Source organism: Pseudomonas sp. GW821-FHT11D10 (genome assembly GCF_058808435.1).
Map to the genome: position 1 here is coordinate 411,961 of NZ_JBXARR010000005.1, position 25,203 is coordinate 437,163.

Consider the following 25,203-nt stretch of genomic DNA (forward strand, 5'->3'; position numbering starts at 1 on the left):
GCCCTCACTGTGACAACGCCGGTTCGCGGCGCAATTTGTCACCGGCCGGGTTGACCGCTTCGCGCAGAAAACCGAAACCGGTGCGACGGTCGAGACGGAACAGGGTGTTGGTGACATACACGTCATCGCGTACCCCGACCACTTCCACCACTTCGCTGACACAGCGGCGGCCGTCGGGCATGCGTGTCAGCTGGATGATCACGTCGAGCGCAGCGCAGATCATCTGGCGCAGGGTGCGTTCGGCAATGGTGCGTCCGGTCAGGCCCACCAGGGTTTCCAGGCGCAGCAGCGCGTCCTGGGCATTGTTGGCGTGGACCGTACTCATCGAGCCGTCGTGGCCGGTGTTCATTGCGGTCAGCACGTCGACCACTTCGACCCCGCGAATCTCGCCGAGGATGATCCGGTCAGGGCGCATCCGCAGGGCGTTGCGGATCAGGTCGCTGGCCTTCACTTCGCCGTGGCCCTCGGCATTCGGGGGGCGGGTTTCCAGGCGCACCACGTGAGGATGGCCGAGTTGCAGTTCGGCGACGTCTTCGATGGTCACCAGCCGTTCGTGGGGGTTGATCAGCTGGCTGAGAATGTTCAGCAGGGTGGTCTTGCCGGTGCCGGTGCCGCCGCTGATGAGGATGTTGCAGCGCTTGCCGACCGCCTCGGCGATGAAGTCGAAAATCGCCTGGTCGATGGTCTGCATCGCCATCAGGTCGGTGCTTTTGAGCATGTCCTTGCGGAATTTGCGGATCGACAGGCACGGGCCGTCGAGGGCGATCGGCGGGATGATCGCGTTGACCCGGCTGCCATCGGGCAGGCGCGCATCGACCATCGGCGACGACTCGTCGAGGCGTCGTCCTAGCGGGGCGAGAATGCGCTGCATCACCCGTTCGACGTGGTGCGCGTCGATAAAGCGCAGGTCACTCAGGTGCAGCACGCCCTCTCGTTCGATGAACACCCGGTGCGGGCCGTTGACCAGAATCTCGGTCACGGCGCTGTCGCGCAGCAGCACTTCCAGCGGGCCGAAACCGGTCAGCTCGTCGACGATTTCTTCGGCCAGACGCTCCATCTCATAGCGGGAAATCGCCAGGTGCAGGCGGGCGATGTATTCGGCGACCTTGTCGATGACGAACTGCGACAACACTTGCCGCGAGCCTTCCAGCAGGTTTTTCCCCGACTCTTCGATGGCGTCGATGATGTAGCGGTGCAGCACCAGTTTCAGGCCGTCGTGGTCGGTGTTGCCGGTGGCGTTGCGCTGTGGCCCGCCGAACAATTGCTCGCTGCTCATGAGCTGCCTCGCAAGCGGTCGAACCAGGTGATTTTGGGTTTGGCCAGGCCTTCGGAGCGCTTGGCCAGTCGTTCGCCGAGGGTGCGCAGGCTCTGGCTGATGGCTTCGCGCGGGGCCAGCTCGAACAGGGTCACGCCCTGGTTCTTGGCGTTGAGGCGCAGTTCCGGGCTGTAGGCGAGCACCGCGATGACTTCCAGGCCGAAGGTCCTGCCGAGGGTGTCGGAGTCCGGTGCGACATTGCGCAGGTAGCGATCCACCAGCAGCCGGCCGTGATCGAGCTTCATGCCTTTCTCGCGCCACAGATTGAGCACCGCAAGGTTGCGCCGGCAGTCGAGGACATTCTGGTCGGTGTACCACAGCAGCTTGTCGCAATGGCTGACGAAGGTGCGCAGCGCTTCGCTGTCGGGCTGGCCCGTGAGGTTCACCACGATGTGCTGGAAGTGCTGGCGCAGGGCGCTGAGCAACATGTACAGCTCGGCGGCGCTGGTGCGTTCCAGCGGTTCGTCGCCGGGGGCGTAGGCGAGAATGCGCAACCCGGCCTCGGCGCTGGTGAAGGCGCTGTCGATCAGGGTCGCGTCGAGGCGGCGCAGATGACGCAACGCGTCGCCGAAATGAAACGAACTCTCCAGCCCCAGCAGGGCGAGGCTGTCACCGCGCGGCAGGCCGAGGTCGAGCAGCAAGGTCTGCTGGCCGCTTTTCTGAACCACCAGCGCCATGTGATTGGCCAGCAGCGCACCGTCGGCGTTGCTCTGGATGCCGTACAGAACGGTCAAGCCGCCGAGCTGGGTGTTCGGCGTTACCGCCGGCAGGCGTTTGCTGAGGCGACGCACCAGTCCGGCGACTTCGCTTGAGCGCGAACCGTAGGCCACGAAATCCCGGGCACCGGCGCGCATTGCGTTGAGCACCAGCTGATTGTCCATGCCGTCGCCGAGGGCGACGATCGCCAGCATCGGTTTGGCTTCGAGCACGCCTTCGATCAACGCACTCTGGGCCACCAGATGTTCACGGTCGAGGCCGACGAACACCAGGCTGGCGAAGGTCACGTCCACCAGCGCCAGCAGTTCGTCCAGACTGCCGCCACCGGCGCTGACTACCTGGCCCAGCGGCGCGAGAGCGCCTTGCAGCCACTCAAGATCAGTGGTGTTGCGGGTGATGGCGAGGAACGTCTGGCTCAGGCTCTGGCTCATTGCGATAACCCGCTGCGTTTATCGAAGTTGCCGTTTTCCAGGAAGTACAGGCGATACCAGTTCGGGTCGTAGTTGCGCAGTTTCTCGCCGGGCAACGACGGCAATGGCGCGTTGACGGCCAGCGGTTGCACCAGGTGCGGGGTGACGATCATCAGCAGTTCGCGTTCTTCTCGGTTGATCGACGAGTTGCGGAAAAACGCGCCAAGCACCGGGATGTCGCCCAGCCCCGGAAACTTGTTCACTTCCGAGGCGTTGCGGGTACTGATCAGGCCGCTGATGACGAAGCTTTCGCCGTCGGCCAGGGAGATGCTGGTGTCGGTGCGGCGAATGGTGAACGCCGGCACTTTGGTGCCGCCGATGGTCACGCCGTTGTTGTAGTCCAGCTCGCTGACTTCCGGGGCGACCTTGAGGGCGATCCGGTCGTTGCTGACCACGGTCGGGGTCAGGGTCAGGCGGATACCGAATTCCTTGTACTCGATGGAATAGCTGTTGCTGTTGGCGCTGGGCACCGGGATCGGCACCTCGCCGCCGGCGAGGAAGCTCGCACTCTGTCCGCTCAACGCAACCAGGCTTGGCCGGGCGAGGGTGTAGGCAAACCCGCTACCTTCCAGTGCGTTGACGATGCCGAGGAACTTGCTGCTGCCACCGCCCCAGACGATGTTGAACATGTCGTTGGCCAGCGGAATGCTCGGCGCGGCGATGCGTGGATCAATGTTGAGCAGCGGCACCACGCCGGGCGTGACGCCGGTGTTCGGCACGGTGCCCGGCGCGCCGAACAGAAAGTTGTTGGAGCCTTTGCCGTAGATCGACGTACCGGCCTCCTTGAGTTTGGTGCGGCTGACTTCGACGAAGCGGATGTCGGTCTGCACCTGCGAGGGCAGGTCCGGTTCGCTGCTGGACGGCAGCGCTGCCGCGGTCATCGCCGCGCTGGCCTTGCCCTGCACGAACACCATGCTCTGACGCGGCGTGCTGGCGCAGGCCGTCCAGATCATCAACGTGGTGGCACCGGGGCCGACGCCGGTGAGCAGCACGCCCTGATCGCCGGTCACGCGTACGTCGGCGATCTTCGGATCGCCCACTGCCACCCGGGTGATCGCCACCGGTGACTGCACGGCCTGTTGCAGGCCTTCGCCGATTTCCAGCACGGCCGGCAACGGCGCGAGCGCGGCGCAATTGCCGGTGGCGGCAGCCGCGCTGCCGATCGAAGCCACGCTCAGCAAGGAAAACTGCAGCCAGTGGAACAGGGGCGTAAAGCGTTTGCGCATGGAGGTGCGTCCTTGCTCGATTCAGGGGGTGGGTTCGACGGATTCGGTGCCGCGAATCACTTCCACGGCCGGTTTTCTGGGGGCGGTCTGACTGGCGACCGCCAGGGGTTTGGGTGGCGGCGTCAACGACAGTTGGCTGAACTCGATCAACTCGCGCCGAGGGCTGTCGAGGCCGGTGGAGACGTTGTTGTCGCCGGCCCAGTAGCGGGCCAGTTGCTGCTCGTCGGCGCTGCGCACGGCCAGCCGCAATACGCCGGCGCTGGAAGCCAGCATCAGGCGGTTGAGCAACGGTTCAGGCACCGCGAGTACCACGCTGCGGGCGGCGGCGCGCAGTTGTTCCTGTTTGAGTTTTTCTTCTTCGCTGTGGGCGGGACTTGCAGGCTGGCCGCTGTTGGTCAGGCCCATCTGATTGCCCACGCCCAGCACCCGCACGGCAGGCACCACCAGTTGGGCGGTCGGTTGCGGGTTGTTTTCATCCTTGCGCAAGAACAGCAGCACATCGACGTAATCCCCCGGCGCCAGTTGGCCGCCGGCATTGATCACTTCATCCACCGCCACCGCGAGTGCACGTTCGCCGGGGCGGATCATCCGCGCCAGCGGGCTGCCGGCCTCGAAGCTTTCCTCGGTCAGCCAGGTGCCGGCGGAGAGTGCGCGCCAAGGTGTGCGGCCGATCACTTGATCGACGCTGGCCAGGCTGCCGGCGGGGGCGGTGCGCAGTTTTTCCACGGCGACGTCGGCGGCGGTGATGGTCACGAACGGAGCGATGTCGCGCACCAGCACTACCACCGGTTGGCGAGTCGGATCTTCCGCCGGTGCCGGGGTGTCGACAGGGGTAGCAGGGGTGGCAACCACGGGTTCGGCGGCCGGGGCCTGACGACTCAAGGTGAGCCCCCAGTAACCGGCAATGATGGCACCCAGCAGCAAGATGCCGGCCAGGCCCAGAGTGACGCGACTGTTCATGACGGCTCTCCCTTTCCCGCTGCACCATGTCTCTTGCAACAACCCGTGACTTCCAACGAGATAACTTCGCAATCAGGCAGCTATGAACCAGTAACTATTTCGCTATTTGACGGTAGCGCAGCCCGAACAAAATGCCATTACACCGGTTGAAATAACCGCCGAAAGCAGGGGGCTAAAGCGCCAAACATGGTTTTTTGCCGTTGTTTGGGCCGTTACTACTTTGGTGTTAATCCGTTCTTACAGTTGTAGGTCCGGACATTGCCGACAATGCTGATGCTGGCACGGGGAAATCATGTTGCGAACGCCGCAACACCCCATGCCTTCAAGGAGAATCAGTCATGTCCTTCGCAAAAAAAGCCGTGCAGACAATCAAATCCCAGGTCGCCTTCTACAAAGGGCTGGCCAAGGACACCGAAGGGGCATCCGGTATCGAATACGCGATCATCGCCGGGATGGTGGCCGTGGCGCTGGCGGTGTTCGTGGCGCCGATCTCCGGTGCCGTGACCACGATGTTCGGTACCATCCGGGACGCGCTGATCGGCTGATGTACATCAAGCGTCAGCTTGCGAATGCGCCTAAGGGGTTCTAACGTCAGCGCTCAGTCCATCGCAAGGTAATGCCTTATGTCTTCCTCCCCGACTCCCCGCCAACAGTTGCTTCTGGTCGATGACGAGGAGGACGCACTGCTGGAACTGGCGGAGTTGCTGGAGGGGGAAGGCTTTGTCTGTCATACCGCCACGTCGGTGAAGCTGGCCCTGCATCATCTGACCCGGCATCCGGACATTGCGCTGGTGATTACCGATCTGCGCATGCCGGAGGAAAGTGGCATGTCGTTGATCAAGCGCTTGCGTGAACATACTTCGCGTCAGCATTTGCCGGTGATCGTGACGTCGGGGCATGCGGACATGGAGGATGTGAGTGACATGCTGCGCTTGCAGGTGCTGGATCTGTTTCGCAAACCGATTTATCACGTGCGACTGCTGGAGACCCTGGACAATCTGTTTCCCGATCCCAAGGTCAATGTCTCCTGAATGCCCGGGCAGACTCGATTTTGAATGAGACGCTTTGAAATTGACGTCATCTATTTGACTTTTAGATGGTGTCGAAATGATGGCTCGTGTACATTCCCCGCGCCCAGACCGGACGAGCCGGTGGGGTCGGTAGGGATGCCTGAGTGAATTTGATGACCCTGCTGAAACTGTTTTTCATGTTTTGGAAGGGAATCCCGTTTGAATACCGCTCGCCTGCGCCACTCGCTCCTGGCGCTTTGTGTTTTTGCCGCCATCACTCATATGCCTCTCGGTCATGCCGTCACGCTCGATTACGATCTGAGCGGCGGGCCGCTGAACAGCGTCGATCAGTACTATGACTTCCTGAATCTCGTCGGCACGGCCAACGTGGTGCAGACGTCGCCGTCGGCTGTGACCAGCGCTGCACAGTTCACGCGGCCAATGGCCAATCACGATGTGTCGAACAAGGCGCAGATCACCATCGACGGCGCCACCCACGGGGTCGGCATTGGCCTGTATCCCGGCGGTGTGTCCTGGTCAAAGCTCAATTACAACCTGTTCAACCGCGGCACGATCGACGTCCACGGCCTGGCCGACAGCGGCGACTCGACCGGTTTCCTCGTAGAGGGCGTGCAGATCGGGGGCAACTTCAGTAACGAGCGCGGCGCCCGGATCAACGTCAGCGGCAATCGGGCCACCGGGGTTTCACTCACCGGCGTGAAACTGACCTATGGCGTGACCAACTATGGTTCGATCACGGCCAGTGGTACCGGCGCTCGTGGCATCTATCTGGAAAACACCTCGCAGTCCATGCCGGTCTACAACGAAGGCACCATCAAGGCTACCGGCAGCGGAGCCGAGGGCTTGACCCTGAACGGGGTGAGCGTTGTTCCCAGGCCTGGCGTCAATGCCAACAGTGTCGTCAACTCGGGCACCCTGTCGGGTGAAAGCATCGGCGTGCACGTGAGCAATCAGCCGGTCGGCGGCGCGATGTTCAGCATCCGGCAATTCGGGGGGGTGATCGAAGGTGGAAAAGCCGCCATTCAGGTCGATGACGGCCAGGCCTATTTCCACTGGGGGAGCGGTGACGTCAAAGGCGATCTGCTGGGCCTGTCTGGTGTAACGATTGACGGTGAAGCGGGTTTTTCCGGTTCGACGATCAAGTCCGGCTACGTCACCGTGCAAGAGGGAACGTTGACCCTCCTGCAGCCTCACACCACGATCATCGGTGATCTGGACATGGAGGAAGCGGATTCGGTGATCGCGATGTCGGTCGGCAACGACACCGATATCAACCGTCCGGTCCTCACCGTCACCGGCACGACCGAAATCGAACCGGGCGGTCATTTGCAGCTGCAGGCTCGTTCGAGCGATTTCCGCACGGCTGCCGGTGGCAACCGTTACACCCTGATCCGCTCCGGCACATTGATCGGCGGCCAGAATCTGGCGGTTGAGTCGACCTCGGCATTGCTGGAGGTGAAGAGCTACGGGGTCGAAGGCAATGATGTGAAGGCGTTGGTCAGCACCCGGTCGGAAGAGGCGGTGGTCGAAAATACGCTGGATGCCGGTGGTTCGAGCAACGGAGCAAAAGCCGTGGGTCGTCTCTCCAGTGGGCTGATGTACGGTCTCGACGAACATGACCCGGTGTTCCAGTCATTCGCCAACGCCGGCACTGATGCGCAACTGGCGCGGTTGTCCGAAACCCTCAGTCCGGATGTCAGCCGTGGGGTGATTCACGCCGCCACCAACAGTCAGACACTGGTGTCGGGTGTCATCAACGAACGTTCCAGTCGCGCCCGTACCGCCGGTGTTGCCACAGACAAAGGTTTCTGGCTGCAAGCCTTGAGCAGCGACGCAAACCAGGATGAGCGCCGTGGTGTCAGTGGTTACGATGCCGACAGCCACGGCATCGCGGTGGGTGTTGATGGCCAGTTGAATGCCGATCTGGCGGTCGGTCTGGCATACAGCTATCTCGACACCGATGTGAAATCCGATCGCGGCAACAAGACCCAGGTCACCGGCCATGCGCTGACCCTGTACGGCAACTGGACTCACGACAACTGGTTCGTCGATTCGTCGTTGATGTACGGCTGGAACGACAACGAGTCCCGTCGCTACATCGTCGGCACCCGTGCCAAGGGTGATTACGACAGCAACGTGTTCGGCGTCAGCGCGCTGGCCGGGTACACCGTCCACCTGATGCCCGACGTGATGCTTGAACCGCAGCTCGGTGCGCGTTACGCCAACGTGGGCATGGACAGTTATCGCGAGAAGGGCAGTTCGGCCTCGCTGAATGTCGGCAGCCAGCGTTATGAAGTGGGCGAAATGGGTGTTGGCGCGCGTCTGGCCGCTGCGTTCGATGTGGGCACCGGCAGCCTCGAGCCTGAGGCAAAGCTGATGGCCTGGCATGACGTCATTGGCGACAAGACCGAGACCACTTCGTCGTTCGTGCTGGGTGGCGATTCGTTCACCAGTCGTGGCACGACACCGGTTCGCGATAGTTATGAACTGGGCCTGGGTGCCAATTATCGAATGGGTGCCTGGAGCGTTGGCGGGTCCTACAACTATGTGACCGCCAGCGGTTTTGACGCTGACGGTTTCACGGCAAAAGTGCGTTACGCCTTCTGAGTCTGCGGTCGGTCGTGCTACAGCTGATAGCTGAAACTGATGCTGTAGCGCGGCCGGCGATTGAACGTATCGAACGCTTCATCGGACATCGCCTTGGCGGCTTCCAGGGCGATGTTGTAGTACTTGGCATCGCCGAATCTCAGGCCGAACGCCGCCGATGACAGGTTGTTGGCCTGCACCGGCAATTCATTGAACCAGCTGCGCGAGCGGTCGAGCACGAAGTATGGTTGCAGGATGCGTACCCAGTTGCCGTCGCGGTTGAAGCTGTAGTTGATCTCGTAAGCCACGCCCCAGCCCTTGTCGCCGGACGCCTGATCGTCGGGGTAACCGCGGCCGAAGTTCTGCCCGCCGAATACGGCGCGCTCGCTGTCGGGCAGGGTGTCGCTGCTCCAGTACAACGCGGCCGACAGCACCCCTTGCCAGTTATCGAGGAACTTGTCGCTCTGCACCCCGGAAAGGCGCAGACGAAAGAAGTCGAGGTCGATGGCGCTGTTGTTGGTGTGCGCGCCCAGGCTGTCGAAGCCTTGATACACCCCGCCACTGAGAATTCGCAGTTGCCGGGCATCGGCCTTGCGCCAGTCGCTTTCGAAGGCGAGGGCTCGGATGTCGGTGCGTTCTTCGACGCTCAGCGGGTAGCCGATGACGTTGTAACGGGTCTTGTCGTTGACGGCGTACAGGCGCGATCCGGCTGTCAGCAACTCATCCGAAGCGGCAATCAGTGGCAGGCTGAAACCGAGCGAGTAACGGTCGTTTTCGCGATGCGGCTTGAGTTGCAGGCCGTTGTTCAGCAGAACGTTGGTACCGGGATCGGCTCGATAGCGAGAGGCGGACAGGTTCAGTTGTGCACCTTCGTCATTGATGAACTGGTTGTAGTCCAGCCGGTAGTAGTGCTCGTGATCATCCCCCGGTGGAAACAGCCCGCTAAGCGTCAGTTGCTCGCCCATCGAGGTTTGTGAATTGCTGCTGACCCCGAGCAGAGCCTGGGTGCCGTTGCGGTTGTCTTCGGTGGTGCTCAGGGTGCTGGTGAACGGTTTGCGGCTGGCCTGGGCAATCAATGTCGTTGCGCCATCGGTCGTGCCGGGTGGTGGCACCTGGGCCTGGATCGTGACACCGGGAATGCGGGTCATCAGGGTGGTGTAGCGTTCGAAGGTCTTGCGGGTCAGCGGCCGTTCGGCCTGGATTTTTGCAATCAGTTTGTCGAGCAGCCCCCTGACCCGACCGATGTCGCCCTGTACCTGCACATCCCGCACGTAACCTTCTACCAGCACGACTCGCGCTACGCCCTCGTCGAAGGTCTGTTGTGGCAGGAAGGCGTAGGACAGCAGATAACCGTCCTGTTGATAACGACGGGTGATCGTGCGGGTGGCTTCGATCAGGTCGGCGAGGCTGCTTTCACGACCGATCAGGGGTTTGTAGATTTCTGCCAGTTCATTCAGTGGATAAAGCGTGCCGCCCTCGATCTGCACGGTATTGAGTCTGATCTTCGTGCTCGTCATCAACGGCTCCGCGGCGGCGCCGGGTTCCGGCACTTGCAATGGCGCTGCACCCGGTCGATAGGCATCGGCGGGCAGGTTCGGCACCGGCAGATTGCGGATCGTTTCGTTGCTGTTGAGAAAGCTCGGCAGGGTGTCGGCAAGGGCAGAGGAACTGAGACTGAGAAACAGCAGGGATGCCATGACACGCATAGGACACTCCATGTTCAAACCCCAGCACCTGGCGGGTGTTCTCCTAAGAAAAAAGCGGAAGACTCGTGGGAATCTTCCGCCCTCAACCAAGCGTAGGCGCTGTAGTTCAGGCCGTCGAATCGGCCAGGTGCAATTCAGCGTTTGTTGCCACCCAGGGCGCCGGTCAGGCCGCCGAGAGCCCCGCCCAATCCGCCGCCGGCTCCGGCGGCAGTGCCTCCGTTGACCAGTCCGCCCACCGCAGTGACCGTGTTGCCCACCGTGGTGACGGTGTTGCCGACCGCGGTGACGACAGGGTTGGCCTGGGTGCTGGCAATCGTGTTGCCGAGGCTGCCAACGGTACCGCCGACCTGGCTGGTCAGACCGGCGACCGGGGTCCCGAGCCCGGTGCTGGCACCGACATTCTGGGTCAGGCTGGTAACCGCTGTGGTGACTGGCGCAAGCCCGCTGCCCACGTTGGTGCCCAGGGTTGCCAGGGGAGCGGTAGGGCTGGTGATCGGGGATCCCGAGCCGCCGAGCACGGTGTTGAGCGAGGCCACGGTATTGCCCGCGGCGGCCAGCGCGCCTCCCGGTGCGGCGAGGCTGCCATTGCCGCTGCTCAACCCGGCGCCGACGTTGACCACGGCGCCGCCGACGGTTTGCAGCAAGCCGGTGTTGCCCAGACCGCCACCGGCGCCTGTTCCCGAACCGGTGCCGTTGGCGACGAGTCCGCCGGCGTTGCCGACGGTGGTACCGACATTGCTCAGGGCTCCACCGACGGTGGTGGTCAGGGCATTGCCGTTGCCGGCGGCAGTGACCTTGTCGCCTACACCATCAACGGTGCCGCCAACCTTCTGGATCAAACCGTTCAACGGAGTGCCCAGCCCCGTAGCCGTGCCGAGCCTGTCGGTGGTGCTTTCGACCATGGCGATCACCGGCACCAGTCTGCCGCTGACCTGGGTGGTCGCCGAGCCGAGCGGACCGGTGGTGGTCGCAGTGCTCAGGGTGTCACCGATCATGGTGACTTTTTCGCCGACCCCGTTGAGCAGCGGTGCGACTTTGGTCACCACACCGCCGACCACCGGAACGCTGCCGGTGGCGGTCGCCAGTTTTCCGCTCAGATCGGACACACCGTTGCCCACATCCTGTACCACGCCGCCCACCGCTGAAGCCGTGACGCCCAGGCCGTTGTCGGTCGTTGCAAGCTTGCCTATGCCATTCCCCAGGCCATCGCCCAGTGTGGTCACAACATTGCCGGCGGTATTGGCCACGCTTTGCACGACGCCGCCGACGACGGGCACCGTGCTGAGAGAATCCCCGACTTGACCCACTCCATTGCCGACGCCGGCGACGGTGGTCCCGACATCCTGTACCAGGGTTGTGGTGACCAGCCCCTGGGGATTGCTCGGATTGGTTGGATTGGTGGGATCCGTCGGGTCGGTAGGATTCGTCGGGTTGGTCGGATCCGTTCCGCCCGTGCCGCCAGTTCCACCTGTTCCGCCGGTGCCCCCCGTTCCTGCTGTTCCACCCGTCCCGCCGGTACCTGTTGTACCGCCTGTTCCGGTGGTCCCGCCGGTGTCCGACGACCCGCCAGTACCGGCGGTGGAACCGTCCGGCGAAGAGCTGCCGGACGTGCTGTGATGACCGCCGCCGCCACTGCTGCAACCAGCCAGACCGAGGGAGAGAATAAGGGCCAGTGCTGTTGCCGATTTGCACCACGCCTGGGCTTTCATGTGGGTTTTCATGAGGGTTATTCCTTGCACCTGTCACAACGTTCGTTGACTTCGACGGCTCGCCGGTTCTGTTGCCGGCAATGCCTTCGTCCGTTGTGTTCATCTCAATCGCAAGGCTGGATCCACGCCATTCTCAAGTTGGTATTAACGCCTTTATGCAGGTGGTTGCGGGTGCCGCCTAACGACTAATACCGAGGATATAGGCGCGCAAAAAAAAGCCTTGAAAATCAAGGCTGGGTGTCGGCGATGAAAGCGTGTGCGGCGCGGGAAAACTTAAGTGATATATACACAATTGATCAGGCTTTCCCGGCCTCGATGTCAGGCCACCGGTTGCCAGTTGCCCACCATGTGCTCCAGATCCCCGGCACCGATCAGGCGCAACTCACCGCTGGAACCGGCCGCGCTGGCGAACAGGCTCACCTCGCTCGGCAGGCGCACCGGCTTGCGAAAGTGCACGGTGACCTCAAGGTTGGCCTTGGGCAGGTGATCCGCCAGCGCCGCCAGTGTGCGGGCCTTGTTCCACAGACCGTGGGCGATGGCCGTAGGAAAACCGAACAGCTTGGCGCTGGCGGTACTCAGGTGGATCGGGTTGTAGTCGCCGGAGACTTTCGCGTACTGCCGGCCGATGTCCGCCGGAGCCTTCCATTGCGCCACCTGCATCAGCGGCAGTGTTGGCTCCCAGACTTGCTCGACCGCTTCGCCTTCGAGCTTCACGCCACGACAGAGCATCTGGCTCTTGGCTTCCCACAACGGCCCGAGTTGATCGTCGAGAGTGGTCAGCAGATCGAAGGTCGCACCTTTCGGATGGGGTTGCAGGTTATGCACCCGGACGCTGACTTGCGCGCGACTGATCCCGCCCATTGGCCGCAACACGCGGATGCGGTTGCTCAGATGAATCAGCCCCAGCAGCGGGAACGGAAACTCCTTGGCCGTCAGCAATTGCATCTGCAGGGCGAACGCCAGGATATGCGGATAGGTCGGCGGCAGCAGGCCGTCATCGGTGAAACCGCAGACCTTGCGATACGCCGCCAGCCGTTTTCCATCCACTTCGACTGCGCAACGCAAGCCGCTGTCCGGCAGGGTGGTGCCGGTGATTTTGCGCCGGGTCGCCGCCCGGGCATACAGCCCCGGCAGGCTCGGCTCGTGGTGCAGGGTTTGCCATTCGATGGTCATGTTCAGGCCCCCAGAACGCTTTGGCCGCACACCCGCAACGCTTGCCCGGTGAACGCGCCGGTGCCCGGTTGCGCCAGCCACGCCACGGCTTCGGCAACGTCTTGCGGCAGGCCGCCCTGGCCCAGCGAACTCATGCGCCGCCCGGCTTCACGCAGGCCGAACGGAATGTGCGCGGTCATCTGGGTCTCGATGAACCCCGGCGCCACGGCGTTGATGCTGATGCCGCGTTCCAGCAGCGTCGGCGCCCAAGCCTGGGCCAAGCCGATCAGCCCGGCCTTGCTCGCCGCGTAATTGGTCTGCCCGCGATTGCCGGCGATGCCGCTGATCGACGCCAGCAGAATCACCCGGGCGTTATCGCGCAAGGTGCCGCTGTCGAGCAGGGCTTTGGTCAGCACTTGCGGTGCGTTGAGGTTGACCGCCAGCACCGCGTCCCAGAATTCCGGGGTCATGTTGGCCAGGGTCTTGTCGCGAGTGATGCCGGCGTTGTGCACCAGAATGTCGAGGCCGTCCGGCAGCTGTTCAATCAGTTGCGCAGCGGCGTCTTCGGCGCAGATGTCGAGGGTGATGGCGCGCCCGCCGAGGCGAGCGGCCAGGGCTTCCAGATCGGTCTTGGCTGGCGGCACGTCGAGCAGGATCACCTCGGCGCCGTCACGGGCCAGGGTTTCGGCGATGGAGGCGCCGATGCCTCGCGCCGCGCCGGTGACCAGCGCCTTGCGCCCGGCCAATGGGCGCGTCCAGTCGGTAACTTGAGTGGCGCAGGCCGTCAGACGAATCACTTGCCCGGAGACGAAAGCGCTTTTCGGCGAGAGGAAAAACCGCAGCGGCCCTTCGAGTTGATCCTCGGCACCTTCACCGACGTAGATCAGTTGCAGCGTGCCGCCGCTGCGCAGCTCCTTGGCCAGCGAACGGGAGAAACCTTCGAGCGCTCGCTGCGCACTGGCGGCAAACGGTTCGCGCAAGGTTTCCGGGGCGCGGCCGAGGATCACCAGATGCGCGCTGCTGTCGAGGTTCTTCATCAGAGGCTGGAAGAATTCGCGCAGTTGCTTGAGCTGGTCGGTGTGCTGCAAATCGCTGGCGTCGAACACCACGGCCTTGAGTTTCGGGCCGTGGCCGGGAATCCATTGGGTGGCGGTCGCTGGTTGGTCGCCGTAGCGGTAGATCGCGTCGGTCAGCCGGTTGGCAAACGCACTGACCCGCTCGGCCAGCGGCCCGCCGCCGATCAACAGCGCACCTTCCACCGGCCGCAGGCGCCCGGCCTGCCAGCGTTCCAGCCGCACCGGCGACGGCAGGCCCAGGGCCCCGACCAGACGGTGGCCGATGGACGAGTTGGCGAAGTCGATATAGCGGTCAGACATGGAACGCTCTCCAGAAGATGGGGTTCAAAGTGTGGACTGCGAAGGGCAATCAATCGTTCGATCCACGCAATAAGGCCTACGCTAGAACAGCAGAGTAGTTTGCCCTCGGCGCTTTTGTGGCCCGACCGGGTTTTCAGCGCTCGATTTTCAGACCGGATATTTCACAAGGAGCATTTCATGAGTCAGCTGCGCCGCGTCGCGATCATTGGTGGCAACCGCATTCCGTTCGCCCGTTCCAACGGGCCGTATGCCACCGCGAGCAATCAGGTGATGCTCACCGCCGCCCTCGAAGGCCTGATCGAACGCTACAACCTGCACGGCCAGCGCATCGGCGAAGTGGTCGCAGGGGCGGTGCTGAAATTGTCACGGGATATGAACCTGACCCGCGAATGCGTGCTCGGCTCGCGGCTGTCGCCGGCAACCCCGGCCTACGACATTCAGCAGGCCTGCGGCACTGGTCTGGAGGCCGCGTTGCTGGTGGCGAACAAGATCGCCCTCGGCCAGATCGATTGCGGCATCGCCGGCGGCGTCGACACCACGTCGGACGCGCCGATCAGCGTCAGCGAAGGCCTGCGCAAGATCCTTTTGCAAGCCAACCGCGCCAAGACCACCGGCGACAAGCTCAAGACCTTTCTGCAATTGCGCCCGAAACACCTGATCCCCGAGTTCCCGCGCAACGGCGAACCGCGCACCGGCCTGTCGATGGGCGAGCACTGCGAATTGATGGCGCAGACCTGGAACATCCCCCGCGAAGAACAGGATCAACTGGCCTTCGAAAGCCACCACAAACTGGCGGCGTCCTACAGCGAAGGCTGGCACAACGACCTGATGACCCCGTTCCTCGGCCTGACCCGCGACAACAACCTGCGCCCGGACCTGACCCTGGAAAAACTCGCGACCCTGAAACCGGCCTTCGAGAAAAGCGCCAAGGGCACCCTGACCGCCGGCAACTCCACACCACTGACCGATGGCGCGTCGGTGGTGTTGCTGGGCAGCGAGGAGTGGGCGAAGGAACGTGGTCTGCCGATCCTCGCGTATCTGCGCGACGGCGAAGCGGCGGCGGTGGATTTCGTCAACGGCGCCGAAGGGCTTTTGATGGCTCCGGTGTACGCGGTGCCACGCTTGCTGGCGCGCAATGGCCTGACCTTGCAGGACTTCGACTACTACGAAATCCACGAGGCATTTGCCGCGCAAGTGTTGTGCACGTTGAAGGCCTGGGAAGATCCGGAGTACTGCAAGACCCGGTTGGGACTGGACGCGCCGCTGGGCTCGATTGATCGCAGCCGCTTGAACGTCAAGGGCAGCTCGCTGGCGGCGGGGCATCCGTTTGCTGCGACGGGCGGGCGGATTGTGGCGAACCTGGCGAAGCTGCTGGATGCGGCGGGGCAGGGGCGGGGGTTGATTTCGATTTGTGCGGCTGGTGGCCAGGGTGTGACGGCGATCATCGAGCGCTGAAAGAACAAGAATCCCCTCTCCCGAAAAGAGAGGGAATTCCAAAGGTTAATCAGGTGCGGAACCGCCGCACCAACCCATCCAGCTCATTCGACAACCCCGCCAGACTCTGCGAATCCAGCCGTGCCGAATTCGCCAGCTCCGCCACCAACTGCGCATCCCCATGAATCTGGCTGATGTGCCGATTGATGTCCTCAGCCACCTGATGCTGCTCCTCCGCCGCAGTCGCGATCTGGGTGTTCATGTCACGAATCACATCCACCGACTCACGGATCTGCCCAAAGCTCTCCCGCGCCTCGCCGATCCGCGCTACCGATTGCTGCGACACATCAAGACTGGCGCGCATCTGCTGGGTCACCGCGCTGGTGCGTTTGGCGAGGTTGCCCAGCAGCCCGTCGATTTCCGCCGTCGAATCCGCCGTGCGTTTGGCCAGGGCGCGAACTTCATCGGCCACTACCGCAAAACCACGTCCCTGCTCACCGGCCCGCGCTGCTTCGATGGCCGCGTTGAGCGCCAGCAGGTTGGTCTGTTCGGCGATGGAACGGATGGTGCCGAGAATCGACTGGATGTCGTTGCTGTCGCGTTCCAGTTGTTGCATCGACTGCGCCGATTGCTCCAGTTCCTGGCTCAGTTGATCGACGCTGTGCACCGCCGCATCGATCTGCTGCTGACCTTCGCGGGCCTGGCGCTGGCCGCTGTCTGCCGACTCCGCCGCCTGGCTGCACGAGCGGGCGACTTCGTTGGCGGTGGCGACCATTTCGTGGAACGCGGTCGAGACCATGTCCACCGCTTCGCGCTGGCGTCCGGCGGCTTCGGCCATGTCGCCGGAAACCCGGGTCGAGCTCTGCGAAGTGGCGAGGATTTTCCCGGCCGCGCCGCCGATGTGCTGGATCAGACTGCGGATCGCGGTAAGGAACTGGTTGAACCAGTTGGCCAGTTGCGCGGTTTCGTCGCTGCCACGGATGTCGAGGTTCTTGGTCAGGTCGCCTTCGCCCTGGGCGATGCCTTCCAGACCGCTGGCCACGCTGCGGATCGGCCGCACGATCAGGCTGGCGAAACTGGCGCCGACCGCCGCGAAGATCACCGCCAGCACGGCCGCGATGATCGCGATCAGCCAGGTGAGTTTAGTGGCCGAGCTCATCACGTCGTTCTGTTTGATCAGGCCGATGAAGGTCCAGCCCAGTTGCTCCGACGGCCAGACGTTGGCCATGTAACGTTCGCCGTTGAGCTCGACTTCCACCAGCCCTTTGCCGGCCTTGGCCAGTTGCGCGTAGCCCTCGCCGAGGCTGTCGAGCGGCTTGAAGTTATGCTCGGGCTGCTTGGGATCGACCAGTACGGTGCCGCTGTTTTCCAGCAGCATCAGGTAACCGCTTTCGCCGAGTTTGATCTGTTTGACGATCTCGGTGAGCTGCTTGAGCGTCACGTCGATACTGACCACGCCGCCGTTGCTGCCGAGCTTGTTGTCGATGGTGCGCACGGTACTGACGTAGGTCGCGTCGTCCTGCGCCCAGTAATAGGCGGCGGTGCGGAACGGCTTGCCGGGTTTGGCTTGTGCGGCTTTGTACCAGGGACGCTGACGCGGGTCGTAGTTGCTCAGCTTGGGATCGTCGGGCCAGGAAACGTAGCCGCCGGCAGCGGTGCCGACGATCGCGTAGGCATAGGCCGGGTGACTGTTGCCCAGATCCTGCAGAAAGGCGAAGACCTTCTTGTCCATCTCGCCCTGCGGAATGCTTTCGGCGTTGGCGCTCATGTAGGTCTTGAGGCTGTCGTCGGTGTTCTTGATCAGCGGTTGCGTCGCCAGGTAATCGACGTTCTGGCTGATGCCGTCAAAGAAAAGCTGCATGGCGTTGCTGACCTGACGGATCTCGCGCCCGCTGCTGTCGACAAAATCGTCCCGGGCATCGCTGCGCAGGTTCAGTACCACCAGCGTGGCGACCAGCACCACGGGCAAGCAGGCGATGATTGCAAACGCCCAGGTCAACTTCTGTTTGATGTTCATCCGCGCTCCAGATTTTCTTGTAGGCCCACGCAGTGCAGATGACTCGCGGTTATTGGCAGCCGAAAAACGTTGTTTTCCACCCGTTTCCTTGAGTGCGACATCGAAGTTTTTTTTGGAACGATTGTCGGACAAATTCCTCTGTCTCTGAGGAATTCGGCTGCCGGAGGGGGAAATTGAGGCCGGAAGAGAAAATTCTTACGAGCTGCATGCGGCGGGATGTCAGATTCTGTCGCAAATGCCCTCAAGTCCTGTCGCCAACAACTTCGACAGCCTCGGCTATGATTCGCAGCGGTCGATAAAGCGGCGGATCGGCCCGGTTTATCCGGCACAGTGTGTGCATCCACAGGTTCACAGGTCGGCAACCCCTCCCCGTGATGCGAGGATTGCCGTATAACGAATGACATTCGCGTGTTTGGTAATAAAGGACCCACAATAAAAGCTGATGAAGACTCCAAAACGCATTGAACCCCTGATCGAGGACGGTCTGGTCGACGAAGTGCTGCGTCCACTCATGAGTGGCAAAGAAGCAGCTGTTTATGTGGTGCGCTGCGGCAATCAGTTACGTTGCGCAAAGGTCTACAAGGAGGCGAACAAACGCAGTTTCCGCCAGGCGGCCGAGTATCAGGAAGGCCGCAAGGTTCGCAACAGCCGACAGGCCCGGGCGATGGCCAAGGGTTCCAAGTTCGGGCGCAAGGAAGCCGAAGACGCCTGGCAGAACGCCGAAGTCGCGGCGCTGTTCCGCCTGGCCAATGCCGGGGTGCGAGTGCCAAAGCCGTACGACTTCCTTGAAGGCGTGCTGCTGATGGAACTGGTGGCCGATGAATACGGCGATGCCGCGCCGCGTCTCAACGACGTGGTGCTGGAGCCGGATCAGGCCCGCGAGTATCACGCGTTCCTGATTTCGCAGATCGTGCTGATGTTGTGTACCGGTCTGGTGCACGGTGACCTTTCGGAGTTCAACGTGCTGCTGACGCCGACAGGGCCGGTCATCATCGACCTGCCGCAAGCGGTGGACGCCGCCGGCAACAACCACGCGTTCAGCATGCTGGAACGTGATGTCGGCAACATGGCTTCGTACTTCGGCCGGTTCGCCCCGGAGTTGAAGAAGACCAAATACGCCAAGGAAATGTGGGCGTTGTACGAAGCGGGTACGTTGCACCCGGCCAGCGTGCTGACCGGCGAGTTCGACGATCCCGAGGACCTGGCCGATGTCGGCGGGGTGCTGCGCGAGATCGAAGCGGCGCGTCTGGATGAGGAGCGCAAGCAAGCCATCCGCGCGGCGGACGACGAGCCCAAGGGCAAGTCCGACGAACCGCCTCCGCCACCGTGGATGCAGTGAGCATCTGAAAAAGAAAACCCGGCTTCGGCCGGGTTTTACACATTCAAGGATTGATTGTGACCACCACTTCCCGCAATGCCCGGCTGATCATCACGGCGCGGCTGATTTCCGATTTCGGCGCTTTCCTGAACATGGTGGCGCTGGCCACTTATGTCTACCTGCTGAGCAACAGCGCGATAAGCGTGGGGATTTTTCTCGCCAGTCGCGTGGGCGGCGGGATTTTCGCCAGCCTGATCGGCACCGCGTTTTATCGTCGATGCAGCGGTCGCTTGCCGTTGATTGCCTTCGATCTGCTGCGCGCCGCTGTGCTCGGATTGTTGCTGATCGTTCCGGTCAGTCAGCAGGCGTTGTTGCTGCCGCTGATTGCGTTCGGTCTGGGTTTTGGCAATTCGATGTTCGCCATCGGCCTCAACAGCCAGTTGCCGCGCTTGATCGAGCCGGCGCAGTTGCTCAAAACCAATGCCTGGATCACCTCCGCCTCTTCGATGGCGATGGTCGGCGGCAGCCTGGTGTCCGGGTTGCTGGTCGCGGGGTTTGGTTTTGAAACGGTATTCGCGCTGAATGCGCTGACCTATCTGCTGGCGGCAGTGTTGATTGCGCCGCTGCGGTTCAGCGCACCGGAGCCGGTGCTCGAATCCAGCGTCAAACAGGGTGAATGGTCGGCGTTGTTGCAAGGCCTGCGCAGCGCTCCGGTGGTGGCGGCGATGCTGGCTGTCACGATGGCCGACACCCTTGGCAGCGCTGCGCACAACGTCGGTTTTCCGATCATTTCCAAACTGCTGACGCCAGACTCGGCGAGCACCACGCTGGGCCTGATGCTTGCGGTGTGGGCCGCCGGCAAACTGCTTGGTGCGCGGATCGCCAGTCGCCTCAACGGCTCGGAAAACATCCATCTGGAGCGCCGCTACTTCGGTGGCGTGTTGCTGATGTCCTGCGGTTTCATCCTGATGTTCCAGCAGCACAGCGTCGTCGGTCTGTTGCTGTTTTCGCTGCCGGCCGGACTGGGCGACGGTTTCTCGGAAGTCGGCCTGATGTCACGGCTGCAACGGGAACCGGAGCCCCTGCGCCTGCCGATTTTCAGTTTCCTGACGCTGTTGCAGATGACCGGGTTCGGCGTCGGCATGCTGATCGCCGCACCGTTCTATGAGTGGTGGGCGCCGGGTGCCGTGGTGCTGCTGTTCCACGGCATTCCCCTCGTTACTGTGCTGTCGATGAAAGTCCTGTTGCTCAGGCGCGAGCGGGTTGCGCGCAGCAGCCCGACGCCAGTTCCTTGAGGATCGGGCAGTCCGGGCGATGGTCGCCGTGGCAGTGTTCGACCAGATCCTGCAGGGTGTCGCGCAGTTCGCCGAGTTCGCGGATCTTCTGATTCAGCTCGTCGATGTGCTGGCGGGCCAGGGCCTTCACATCGGCGCTGGCACGCTGACGATCCTGCCAGAGGGTCAGCAGCTTGCCGACTTCCTCCAGCGAAAAGCCCAGGTCCCGCGAGCGCTTGATGAATGCAAGTGTGTGCAGGTCATCGTCGCCGTAGACGCGATAGCCGCTGTCGGTGCGATGAGCGGCCTTGAGCAGGCCGATCGACTCGTAATAACGGATCATCTTCGCGCTCAGGCCACTGTGGCGGGCCGCTTGGCCGATGTTCATCGGTTGTCCTCCAGATCCTCGGGTTTCCAGGTTTTCAACAGTAGCGCATTGCTCACCACGCTGACGCTCGACAGGGCCATCGCCGCACCGGCCAGCACCGGATTGAGGAAGCCGAACGCCGCCAGCGGAATGCCGATCAGGTTGTAGACGAAGGCCCAGAACAGGTTCTGGCGGATCTTCGCGTAGGTCTTGCGGCTGATTTCCAGTGCGGCCGGCACCAGCCGTGGATCACCGCGCATCAGGGTGATGCCGGCGGCGTGCATGGCCACGTCGGTGCCACCGCCCATGGCGATGCCGATGTCGGCCGCCGCCAGTGCCGGTGCGTCGTTGATGCCGTCGCCGACCATGGCCACGACGCCGGTCTTTTTCAGCTCGGCGACGGTGGCAGCTTTTTCCGCCGGCAGCACTTCGGCGTAGACGTTTTCGATGCCCAGCGCTTCGGCGACCACCCGGGCGCTGCCGCGGTTGTCGCCGGTCAGCAGGTGGCTGTGGATATGCTGGGCGGCCAGTTGTTGCACCGCGTGCAGCGCGCCGGGCTTGAGGGTGTCGCCGAAGGCGAACAGCCCGAGTACGCGGGGCTCCGGACTTTGCTCGATCAGCCACGACAGCGTGCGACCTTCGGTTTCCCAGGCCTTGGCGGATTCGCTCAGGTTTCCGGCGTTCAGACCGCTTTCTTCCAGCAAGCGCCGATTGCCCAGCGCCAGGCGCCGGCCGTCGAAGCTGCCGGCGATACCGCGCCCGGTCAGGGACTGGCTGTCGCTCACATCCGGTACGTTCAGGCTACGTTCGGCACAGGCATCCAGCACCGCTTTGGCCAGTGGATGCTCACTGCCGCGTTGCAGCGCGCCGGCCGCTGTCAGCAGGGTGTTTTCGTCGCCGTCGATCGCGCTTAAATGCGCAATGCGCGGCGTGCCGGAGGTCAGGGTGCCGGTCTTGTCGAACACCACGGCGCTGACTTCATGGGCACGTTCCAGTGCTTCGGCATCCTTGATCAGAATCCCGTGGCGAGCGGCGACGCCGGTGCCGGCCATGATCGCGGTCGGTGTCGCCAGACCGAGGGCGCAGGGGCAGGCGATCACCAGCACTGCGACGGCATTGATCAACGCGGTTTCCAGCGGCGCGCCGTACAGCCACCAGCCGATCAGCGTGGCCAGGGCCAGCAGCAACACGGTCGGCACGAACACCTGACTGACTTTATCCACCAGTTTCTGGATCGGTGCTTTCGCCGCCTGCGCGTCCTCCACCAGACGGATGATCCGCGCCAGCACGCTTTCCGCGCCGAGCGCCGTGGTGCTCACCAGCAAGCGGCCTTCGCCGTTGATTGCACCGCCGGTGACCTTGTCGCCCGGTTGCTTGGGCACCGGCAGGCTTTCGCCGCTGATCAGCGCTTCGTCGGCATGGCTCTGGCCTTCCAGCACTTCGCCGTCCACCGGGAAGCGTTCGCCGGGTTTGACCAGCACCCGATCGCCAAGGCGCAGGGCGCTGATGGCGACGTCCTGTTCGCGACCATCGATGACTTGAATTGCCCGCTCCGGCCGCAAGGCTTCCAGTGCGCGAATGGCGCTGGCGGTCTGGCGTTTGGCGCGGCTTTCAAGGTATTTGCCGAGCAGCACCAGCGCGATGACCACTGCCGAGGCCTCGAAATACAGGTGCGGCATGCCTCCGTCGGCGGTCGCCCATTCATAGAGACTCAGGCCATAACCGGCGCTGGTGCCCAGTGCTACCAGCAAGTCCATGTTGCCGGCCCCGGCGCGCACGGCTTTCCACGCGGCGACGTAGAAGCGTGCACCGAAAATGAATTGCACCGGAGTGGCGAGGGCGAATTGCGCCCAGGCCGGCAGCATCCAGTGAATGCCGAACGGTTGCAGCAACATCGGCAGCACCAGCGGCAAGGCGAGGGCGATGGCGCAGATCAACGCCCAGCGTTCATGGTTCAGGCGTTGCTGGCGATTGTCGGATTGTGGATGTTCGAGTTCGAAGAGACTGGCCGAATAGCCGGCCTTGCTCACGGCGGCGATCAGGGTTTGCGGGTCGACCGCGCCGAGCAATTCGAGGTGGGCGCGTTCATTGGCGAGGTTGACGCTGACGCTCTTCACCCCCGCAACCTTGTTCAGGGCGCGTTCGACGCGACCGACGCAGGACGCGCAGGTCATGCCGTCGATGTTCAATTCCACGGTGTGCTGCGGAACGCTGTAACCGGCGCGTTCGACCGCTTCCATCAGCGCCGGCAGGCTGTTGCCGGGGGCCTGCACCCGGGCCTGTTCGGTGGCGAGGTTGACGCTGACGGCACTGGCGCCGCTGACTTTGCTCAACGCCCGCTCGACACGGCCGGCGCAACTGGCGCAGGTCATGCCGCTGATGGGCAGATCGAACGTGATGGAATCGGACATCGGTCGTACTCCCTGTAGAAGATGCCTACAGGATCAACCTTGCCATGCTGGCAAGGTCAAGCGCCAATCCGAAAGCGTCAGTAGCCGAGGCCGGTCGGCTTGAGGTACATGCCTTCCTGGTTCATCGCGATGCGGAATTTCAGGATGTCGCCGGCATGCAGTCTGATCTCCTGCGAACCCGGCGCGAGCATGCCCGGGTTGCAACCCGGCATTTGTCCCGGCAGCAGTTTCAGGCGCAGCGAGACATTGCCCGGCGGCAGGTTGAACGACGTGCTTTGCTCCTGGAACAGGCGCGCCGACAGTTGATCCTGAATGTACACGCCGATTTCGCACGAGGTCGCGACTTCCAGGCGCTCGCGGGAAATGATCAGCACCCCGTAATCTTCCCCGGCGGCATGCACCGAAGGGATTGCGGCAAAGAGGCTGAGAAAGCCAAACAGGCTGAAAGCTGACCAGCGCATGGCTGAATCTCCTGAATTCATGTCATTGATGCATGCAGCTTGGCCGAGCGCGGCGACGATTGCCAGCCCGGCAGTTTTTTGCAGAACTTGACCTTGCCATCGTGGCAAGCCCGAAACTGCCGGCAACCTCACTCAAAGGAGTCATTCCATGCAAGTGTTCACTGTTGAAGGCATGTCCTGCGGTCACTGTGTCAAAGCCGTCACCCAGGCGGTGCAGAGCAAGGATCCGGCCGCCAGCGTGCGGGTCGATCTGGCGGCGAAGGAAGTCGGCGTCGAAAGTGCGCTGAGCGCCGAGCAGGTCATCGAAGCGATCAGCGAAGAAGGTTACGTCATCAAACTCGCCTGATCTTTTTAATAGTTAGCGAGCTACCGGAATGTTCAAGGCGTTCTCGCGCGGCTAGACTGTCGGGCTGCACTCTCTACTAAAGTGCCCTCCCAATGCCTGCCGAACGTGGACGCCTGATGAACTTCCGTACCCTTCTGATTCTCGGTGCCCTGACCGCTTTCGGTCCGTTGGCGATCGACTTCTATCTCCCCGCATTTCCCACCATGGCGCTGGCGTTCGGCACCGATGAGAAACACGTCCAGCTGACGCTGTCGGCTTACTTCTTCGGCCTGTCCATCGGCCAGTTGGCTTACGGTCCGGTGGCGGATCGCTTCGGTCGGCGGATTCCGCTGCTCATTGGTCTGACGCTGTTCACGCTGGCGTCAGTGGCCTGCGCCTATGCGCCGAATCTGGAATGGCTGATCGGCGCGCGGCTCGTGCAGGCGCTGGGTGGTTGTGCGGGGATGGTGATTGCCCGGGCGGTAGTCAGCGACAAATGCGACGCGGTGGGTTCGGCGAAAGTCTTCTCGCAGTTGATGCTGGTGATGGGGCTTGCCCCGATTCTGGCGCCGATGCTCGGCGGTTTGCTGGTGAACACGTCGGGATGGCAGTCGATCTTCCTGGTTCTGACCGGTTTCAGTGCCTTGGCCGGACTGGCGGTGGCCCTCGGCCTGCCGGAAAGTCTGCCGGCGCATGTTCCGCGTCAGCCGTTGTCCGGCGCTTTGCGTCAGTACGGCCGGCTGCTGGCGGATCCGGTCTACATGGGCCATGCCCTGACGGGTGGCATCGCCATCGCCGGGATGTTTGCCTACATCGCTGGCTCCCCGTTCATTTTCATCAAGTTGTATGGCGTACCGGCCGAGCACTTCGGCTGGCTGTTCGGCACCAACGCGGCCGGGTTCATTCTGGTGGCACAGGTCAATGCGCGACTGTTGGCCAAACGTGGTCCGGCCTTTCTGCTGTCGCGGGCGGTCTGGGTTTACCTGTGCGCCGGGCTGACGCTGCTCGCGGTCAGCGCCTTGCACACTCAGGCCCTGTGGCCATTACTGATTCCGTTGTTCATCTGCGTGGCCAGCCTCGGCTGCATCAGCCCCAATGCGGCGGCGTGTGCGATGAACGGGCAGGGCGGTCGTGCCGGCAGTGCTTCAGCGTTGCTCGGCAGCATGCAATTCAGCGTCGCCGCCGGGGCTTCGGCGCTGGTGGGTATCCTGCACGATGGCACCGCCGTGCCGATGGCAATCGTCATCAGCTTGTGTGGTTTGCTGGTGGTGTGCGCAGCAACGCTCACCCGGCGCATGCAGAATGCCCGGGCGCTGGCAAAGGCGCAGGCTGAAATCTAAGACGAAAT

The 25,203-nt window shown here is 62.8% G+C and carries 20 protein-coding genes and 1 pseudogene; 8 read left to right on the forward strand and 13 right to left on the reverse strand.

Going from position 1 to position 25,203, the window contains the following annotated elements; genetic code table 11:
* Positions 1 to 4: 4 nt before the first annotated feature.
* The 4 genes from AC1RT4_RS18275 to cpaB are packed head-to-tail and all read right to left on the reverse strand — an operon-like array spanning position 5 to position 4,688.
* Positions 5 to 1,276: a TadA family conjugal transfer-associated ATPase gene (locus AC1RT4_RS18275; protein ID WP_230735196.1), complete on the reverse strand. Its 1,272-nt coding sequence runs from the start codon at positions 1,274 to 1,276 to the stop codon at positions 5 to 7.
* Complete coding sequence (locus tag AC1RT4_RS18280) at positions 1,273 to 2,463, reverse strand: CpaE/TadZ family protein (protein WP_273899114.1); 1,191 nt, start codon at positions 2,461 to 2,463, stop codon at positions 1,273 to 1,275. The genes AC1RT4_RS18275 and AC1RT4_RS18280 overlap by 4 nt, the downstream gene beginning before the upstream one ends.
* Positions 2,460 to 3,728 carry a type II and III secretion system protein family protein gene (locus AC1RT4_RS18285; protein ID WP_493086773.1) on the reverse strand — a complete coding sequence of 423 codons (1,269 nt, stop codon included), beginning with the start codon at positions 3,726 to 3,728 and terminating at the stop codon, positions 2,460 to 2,462. Before AC1RT4_RS18285 ends, AC1RT4_RS18280 begins: the two co-directional genes overlap by 4 nt.
* A gap of 21 nt (positions 3,729 to 3,749) precedes the next feature.
* A complete protein-coding gene (gene cpaB, locus AC1RT4_RS18290; RefSeq protein ID WP_493086776.1) occupies positions 3,750 to 4,688 on the reverse strand; it encodes a Flp pilus assembly protein CpaB in 939 nt (312 codons plus the stop codon).
* A gap of 338 nt (positions 4,689 to 5,026) precedes the next feature.
* Here cpaB and AC1RT4_RS18295 point away from each other — a divergent pair, with 338 nt between their 5' ends.
* The 3 genes from AC1RT4_RS18295 to AC1RT4_RS18305 all read left to right on the forward strand — a co-directional run bounded on the left by AC1RT4_RS18295 (position 5,027) and on the right by AC1RT4_RS18305 (position 8,326).
* On the forward strand, positions 5,027 to 5,233 hold the full coding sequence (locus tag AC1RT4_RS18295; protein WP_493086779.1) for a Flp family type IVb pilin: 207 nt from the start codon (positions 5,027 to 5,029) through the stop codon (positions 5,231 to 5,233).
* A gap of 78 nt (positions 5,234 to 5,311) precedes the next feature.
* Positions 5,312 to 5,719, forward strand: a complete 408-nt coding sequence (locus tag AC1RT4_RS18300; RefSeq protein ID WP_493086781.1) for a response regulator — start codon at positions 5,312 to 5,314, stop codon at positions 5,717 to 5,719.
* Between the two features lie 198 nt (positions 5,720 to 5,917).
* Positions 5,918 to 8,326, forward strand: coding sequence for an autotransporter family protein (locus AC1RT4_RS18305; RefSeq protein ID WP_493086783.1), 2,409 nt, complete (start codon positions 5,918 to 5,920; stop codon positions 8,324 to 8,326).
* A gap of 17 nt (positions 8,327 to 8,343) precedes the next feature.
* On the opposite strand, the gene AC1RT4_RS18310 is transcribed toward AC1RT4_RS18305, so the two are convergent.
* The 4 genes from AC1RT4_RS18310 to AC1RT4_RS18325 all read right to left on the reverse strand — a co-directional run bounded on the left by AC1RT4_RS18310 (position 8,344) and on the right by AC1RT4_RS18325 (position 14,248).
* Positions 8,344 to 10,011, reverse strand: coding sequence for a ShlB/FhaC/HecB family hemolysin secretion/activation protein (locus AC1RT4_RS18310; RefSeq protein WP_493086787.1), 1,668 nt, complete (start codon positions 10,009 to 10,011; stop codon positions 8,344 to 8,346).
* Positions 10,012 to 10,145: 134 nt separating this feature from the next.
* Positions 10,146 to 11,720, reverse strand: coding sequence for a collagen-like triple helix repeat-containing protein (locus tag AC1RT4_RS18315; protein ID WP_493086841.1), 1,575 nt, complete (start codon positions 11,718 to 11,720; stop codon positions 10,146 to 10,148).
* 318 nt (positions 11,721 to 12,038) lie between these two features.
* Complete coding sequence (locus tag AC1RT4_RS18320; RefSeq protein WP_493086789.1) at positions 12,039 to 12,893, reverse strand: MaoC family dehydratase; 855 nt, start codon at positions 12,891 to 12,893, stop codon at positions 12,039 to 12,041.
* A 2-nt stretch (positions 12,894 to 12,895) separates the two neighbouring features.
* On the reverse strand, positions 12,896 to 14,248 hold the full coding sequence (locus AC1RT4_RS18325; protein ID WP_207984928.1) for a 3-oxoacyl-ACP reductase: 1,353 nt from the start codon (positions 14,246 to 14,248) through the stop codon (positions 12,896 to 12,898).
* A gap of 177 nt (positions 14,249 to 14,425) precedes the next feature.
* Between AC1RT4_RS18325 and AC1RT4_RS18330 the strand changes: the two genes are divergently transcribed.
* Positions 14,426 to 15,703 (forward strand): acetyl-CoA C-acetyltransferase, encoded by a 1,278-nt coding sequence (locus AC1RT4_RS18330; RefSeq protein WP_064379268.1) that lies wholly within the window; start codon positions 14,426 to 14,428, stop codon positions 15,701 to 15,703.
* A 49-nt stretch (positions 15,704 to 15,752) separates the two neighbouring features.
* On the opposite strand, the gene AC1RT4_RS18335 is transcribed toward AC1RT4_RS18330, so the two are convergent.
* A complete protein-coding gene (locus AC1RT4_RS18335; protein WP_371850984.1) occupies positions 15,753 to 16,520 on the reverse strand; it encodes a methyl-accepting chemotaxis protein in 768 nt (255 codons plus the stop codon).
* A gap of 90 nt (positions 16,521 to 16,610) precedes the next feature.
* Positions 16,611 to 17,699: pseudogene (locus AC1RT4_RS18340) on the reverse strand (cache domain-containing protein); the annotation flags it as partial.
* Positions 17,700 to 18,141: 442 nt separating this feature from the next.
* Between AC1RT4_RS18340 and AC1RT4_RS18345 the strand changes: the two are divergent.
* Both AC1RT4_RS18345 and AC1RT4_RS18350 read left to right on the forward strand, forming a co-directional pair.
* Positions 18,142 to 19,038, forward strand: coding sequence for a PA4780 family RIO1-like protein kinase (locus AC1RT4_RS18345; protein WP_011332300.1), 897 nt, complete (start codon positions 18,142 to 18,144; stop codon positions 19,036 to 19,038).
* Positions 19,039 to 19,094: 56 nt separating this feature from the next.
* The gene (locus tag AC1RT4_RS18350) at positions 19,095 to 20,312 is read left to right on the forward strand and encodes an MFS transporter (protein ID WP_493086792.1); all 1,218 of its coding nucleotides are present in this window, start codon (positions 19,095 to 19,097) and stop codon (positions 20,310 to 20,312) included.
* Here AC1RT4_RS18350 and cueR read toward each other — a convergent pair.
* The 3 genes from cueR to AC1RT4_RS18365 form a co-directional block, all read right to left on the reverse strand.
* Positions 20,266 to 20,679, reverse strand: coding sequence for a Cu(I)-responsive transcriptional regulator (gene cueR / locus AC1RT4_RS18355; RefSeq protein ID WP_007958485.1), 414 nt, complete (start codon positions 20,677 to 20,679; stop codon positions 20,266 to 20,268). The genes AC1RT4_RS18350 and cueR overlap by 47 nt on opposite strands.
* Positions 20,676 to 23,069 carry a heavy metal translocating P-type ATPase gene (locus AC1RT4_RS18360; protein WP_493086795.1) on the reverse strand — a complete coding sequence of 798 codons (2,394 nt, stop codon included), beginning with the start codon at positions 23,067 to 23,069 and terminating at the stop codon, positions 20,676 to 20,678. Before AC1RT4_RS18360 ends, cueR begins: the two co-directional genes overlap by 4 nt.
* 77 nt (positions 23,070 to 23,146) lie before the next feature.
* The gene (locus AC1RT4_RS18365; protein ID WP_085609268.1) at positions 23,147 to 23,530 is read right to left on the reverse strand and encodes a hypothetical protein; all 384 of its coding nucleotides are present in this window, start codon (positions 23,528 to 23,530) and stop codon (positions 23,147 to 23,149) included.
* Positions 23,531 to 23,678: 148 nt separating this feature from the next.
* Here AC1RT4_RS18365 and AC1RT4_RS18370 point away from each other — a divergent pair, with 148 nt between their 5' ends.
* Complete coding sequence (locus AC1RT4_RS18370) at positions 23,679 to 23,876, forward strand: heavy-metal-associated domain-containing protein (protein WP_096819700.1); 198 nt, start codon at positions 23,679 to 23,681, stop codon at positions 23,874 to 23,876.
* 116 nt (positions 23,877 to 23,992) lie between these two features.
* Positions 23,993 to 25,195, forward strand: a complete 1,203-nt coding sequence (locus AC1RT4_RS18375; RefSeq protein ID WP_493086843.1) for a multidrug effflux MFS transporter — start codon at positions 23,993 to 23,995, stop codon at positions 25,193 to 25,195.
* The last annotated feature ends 8 nt before the right edge of the window (positions 25,196 to 25,203 follow it).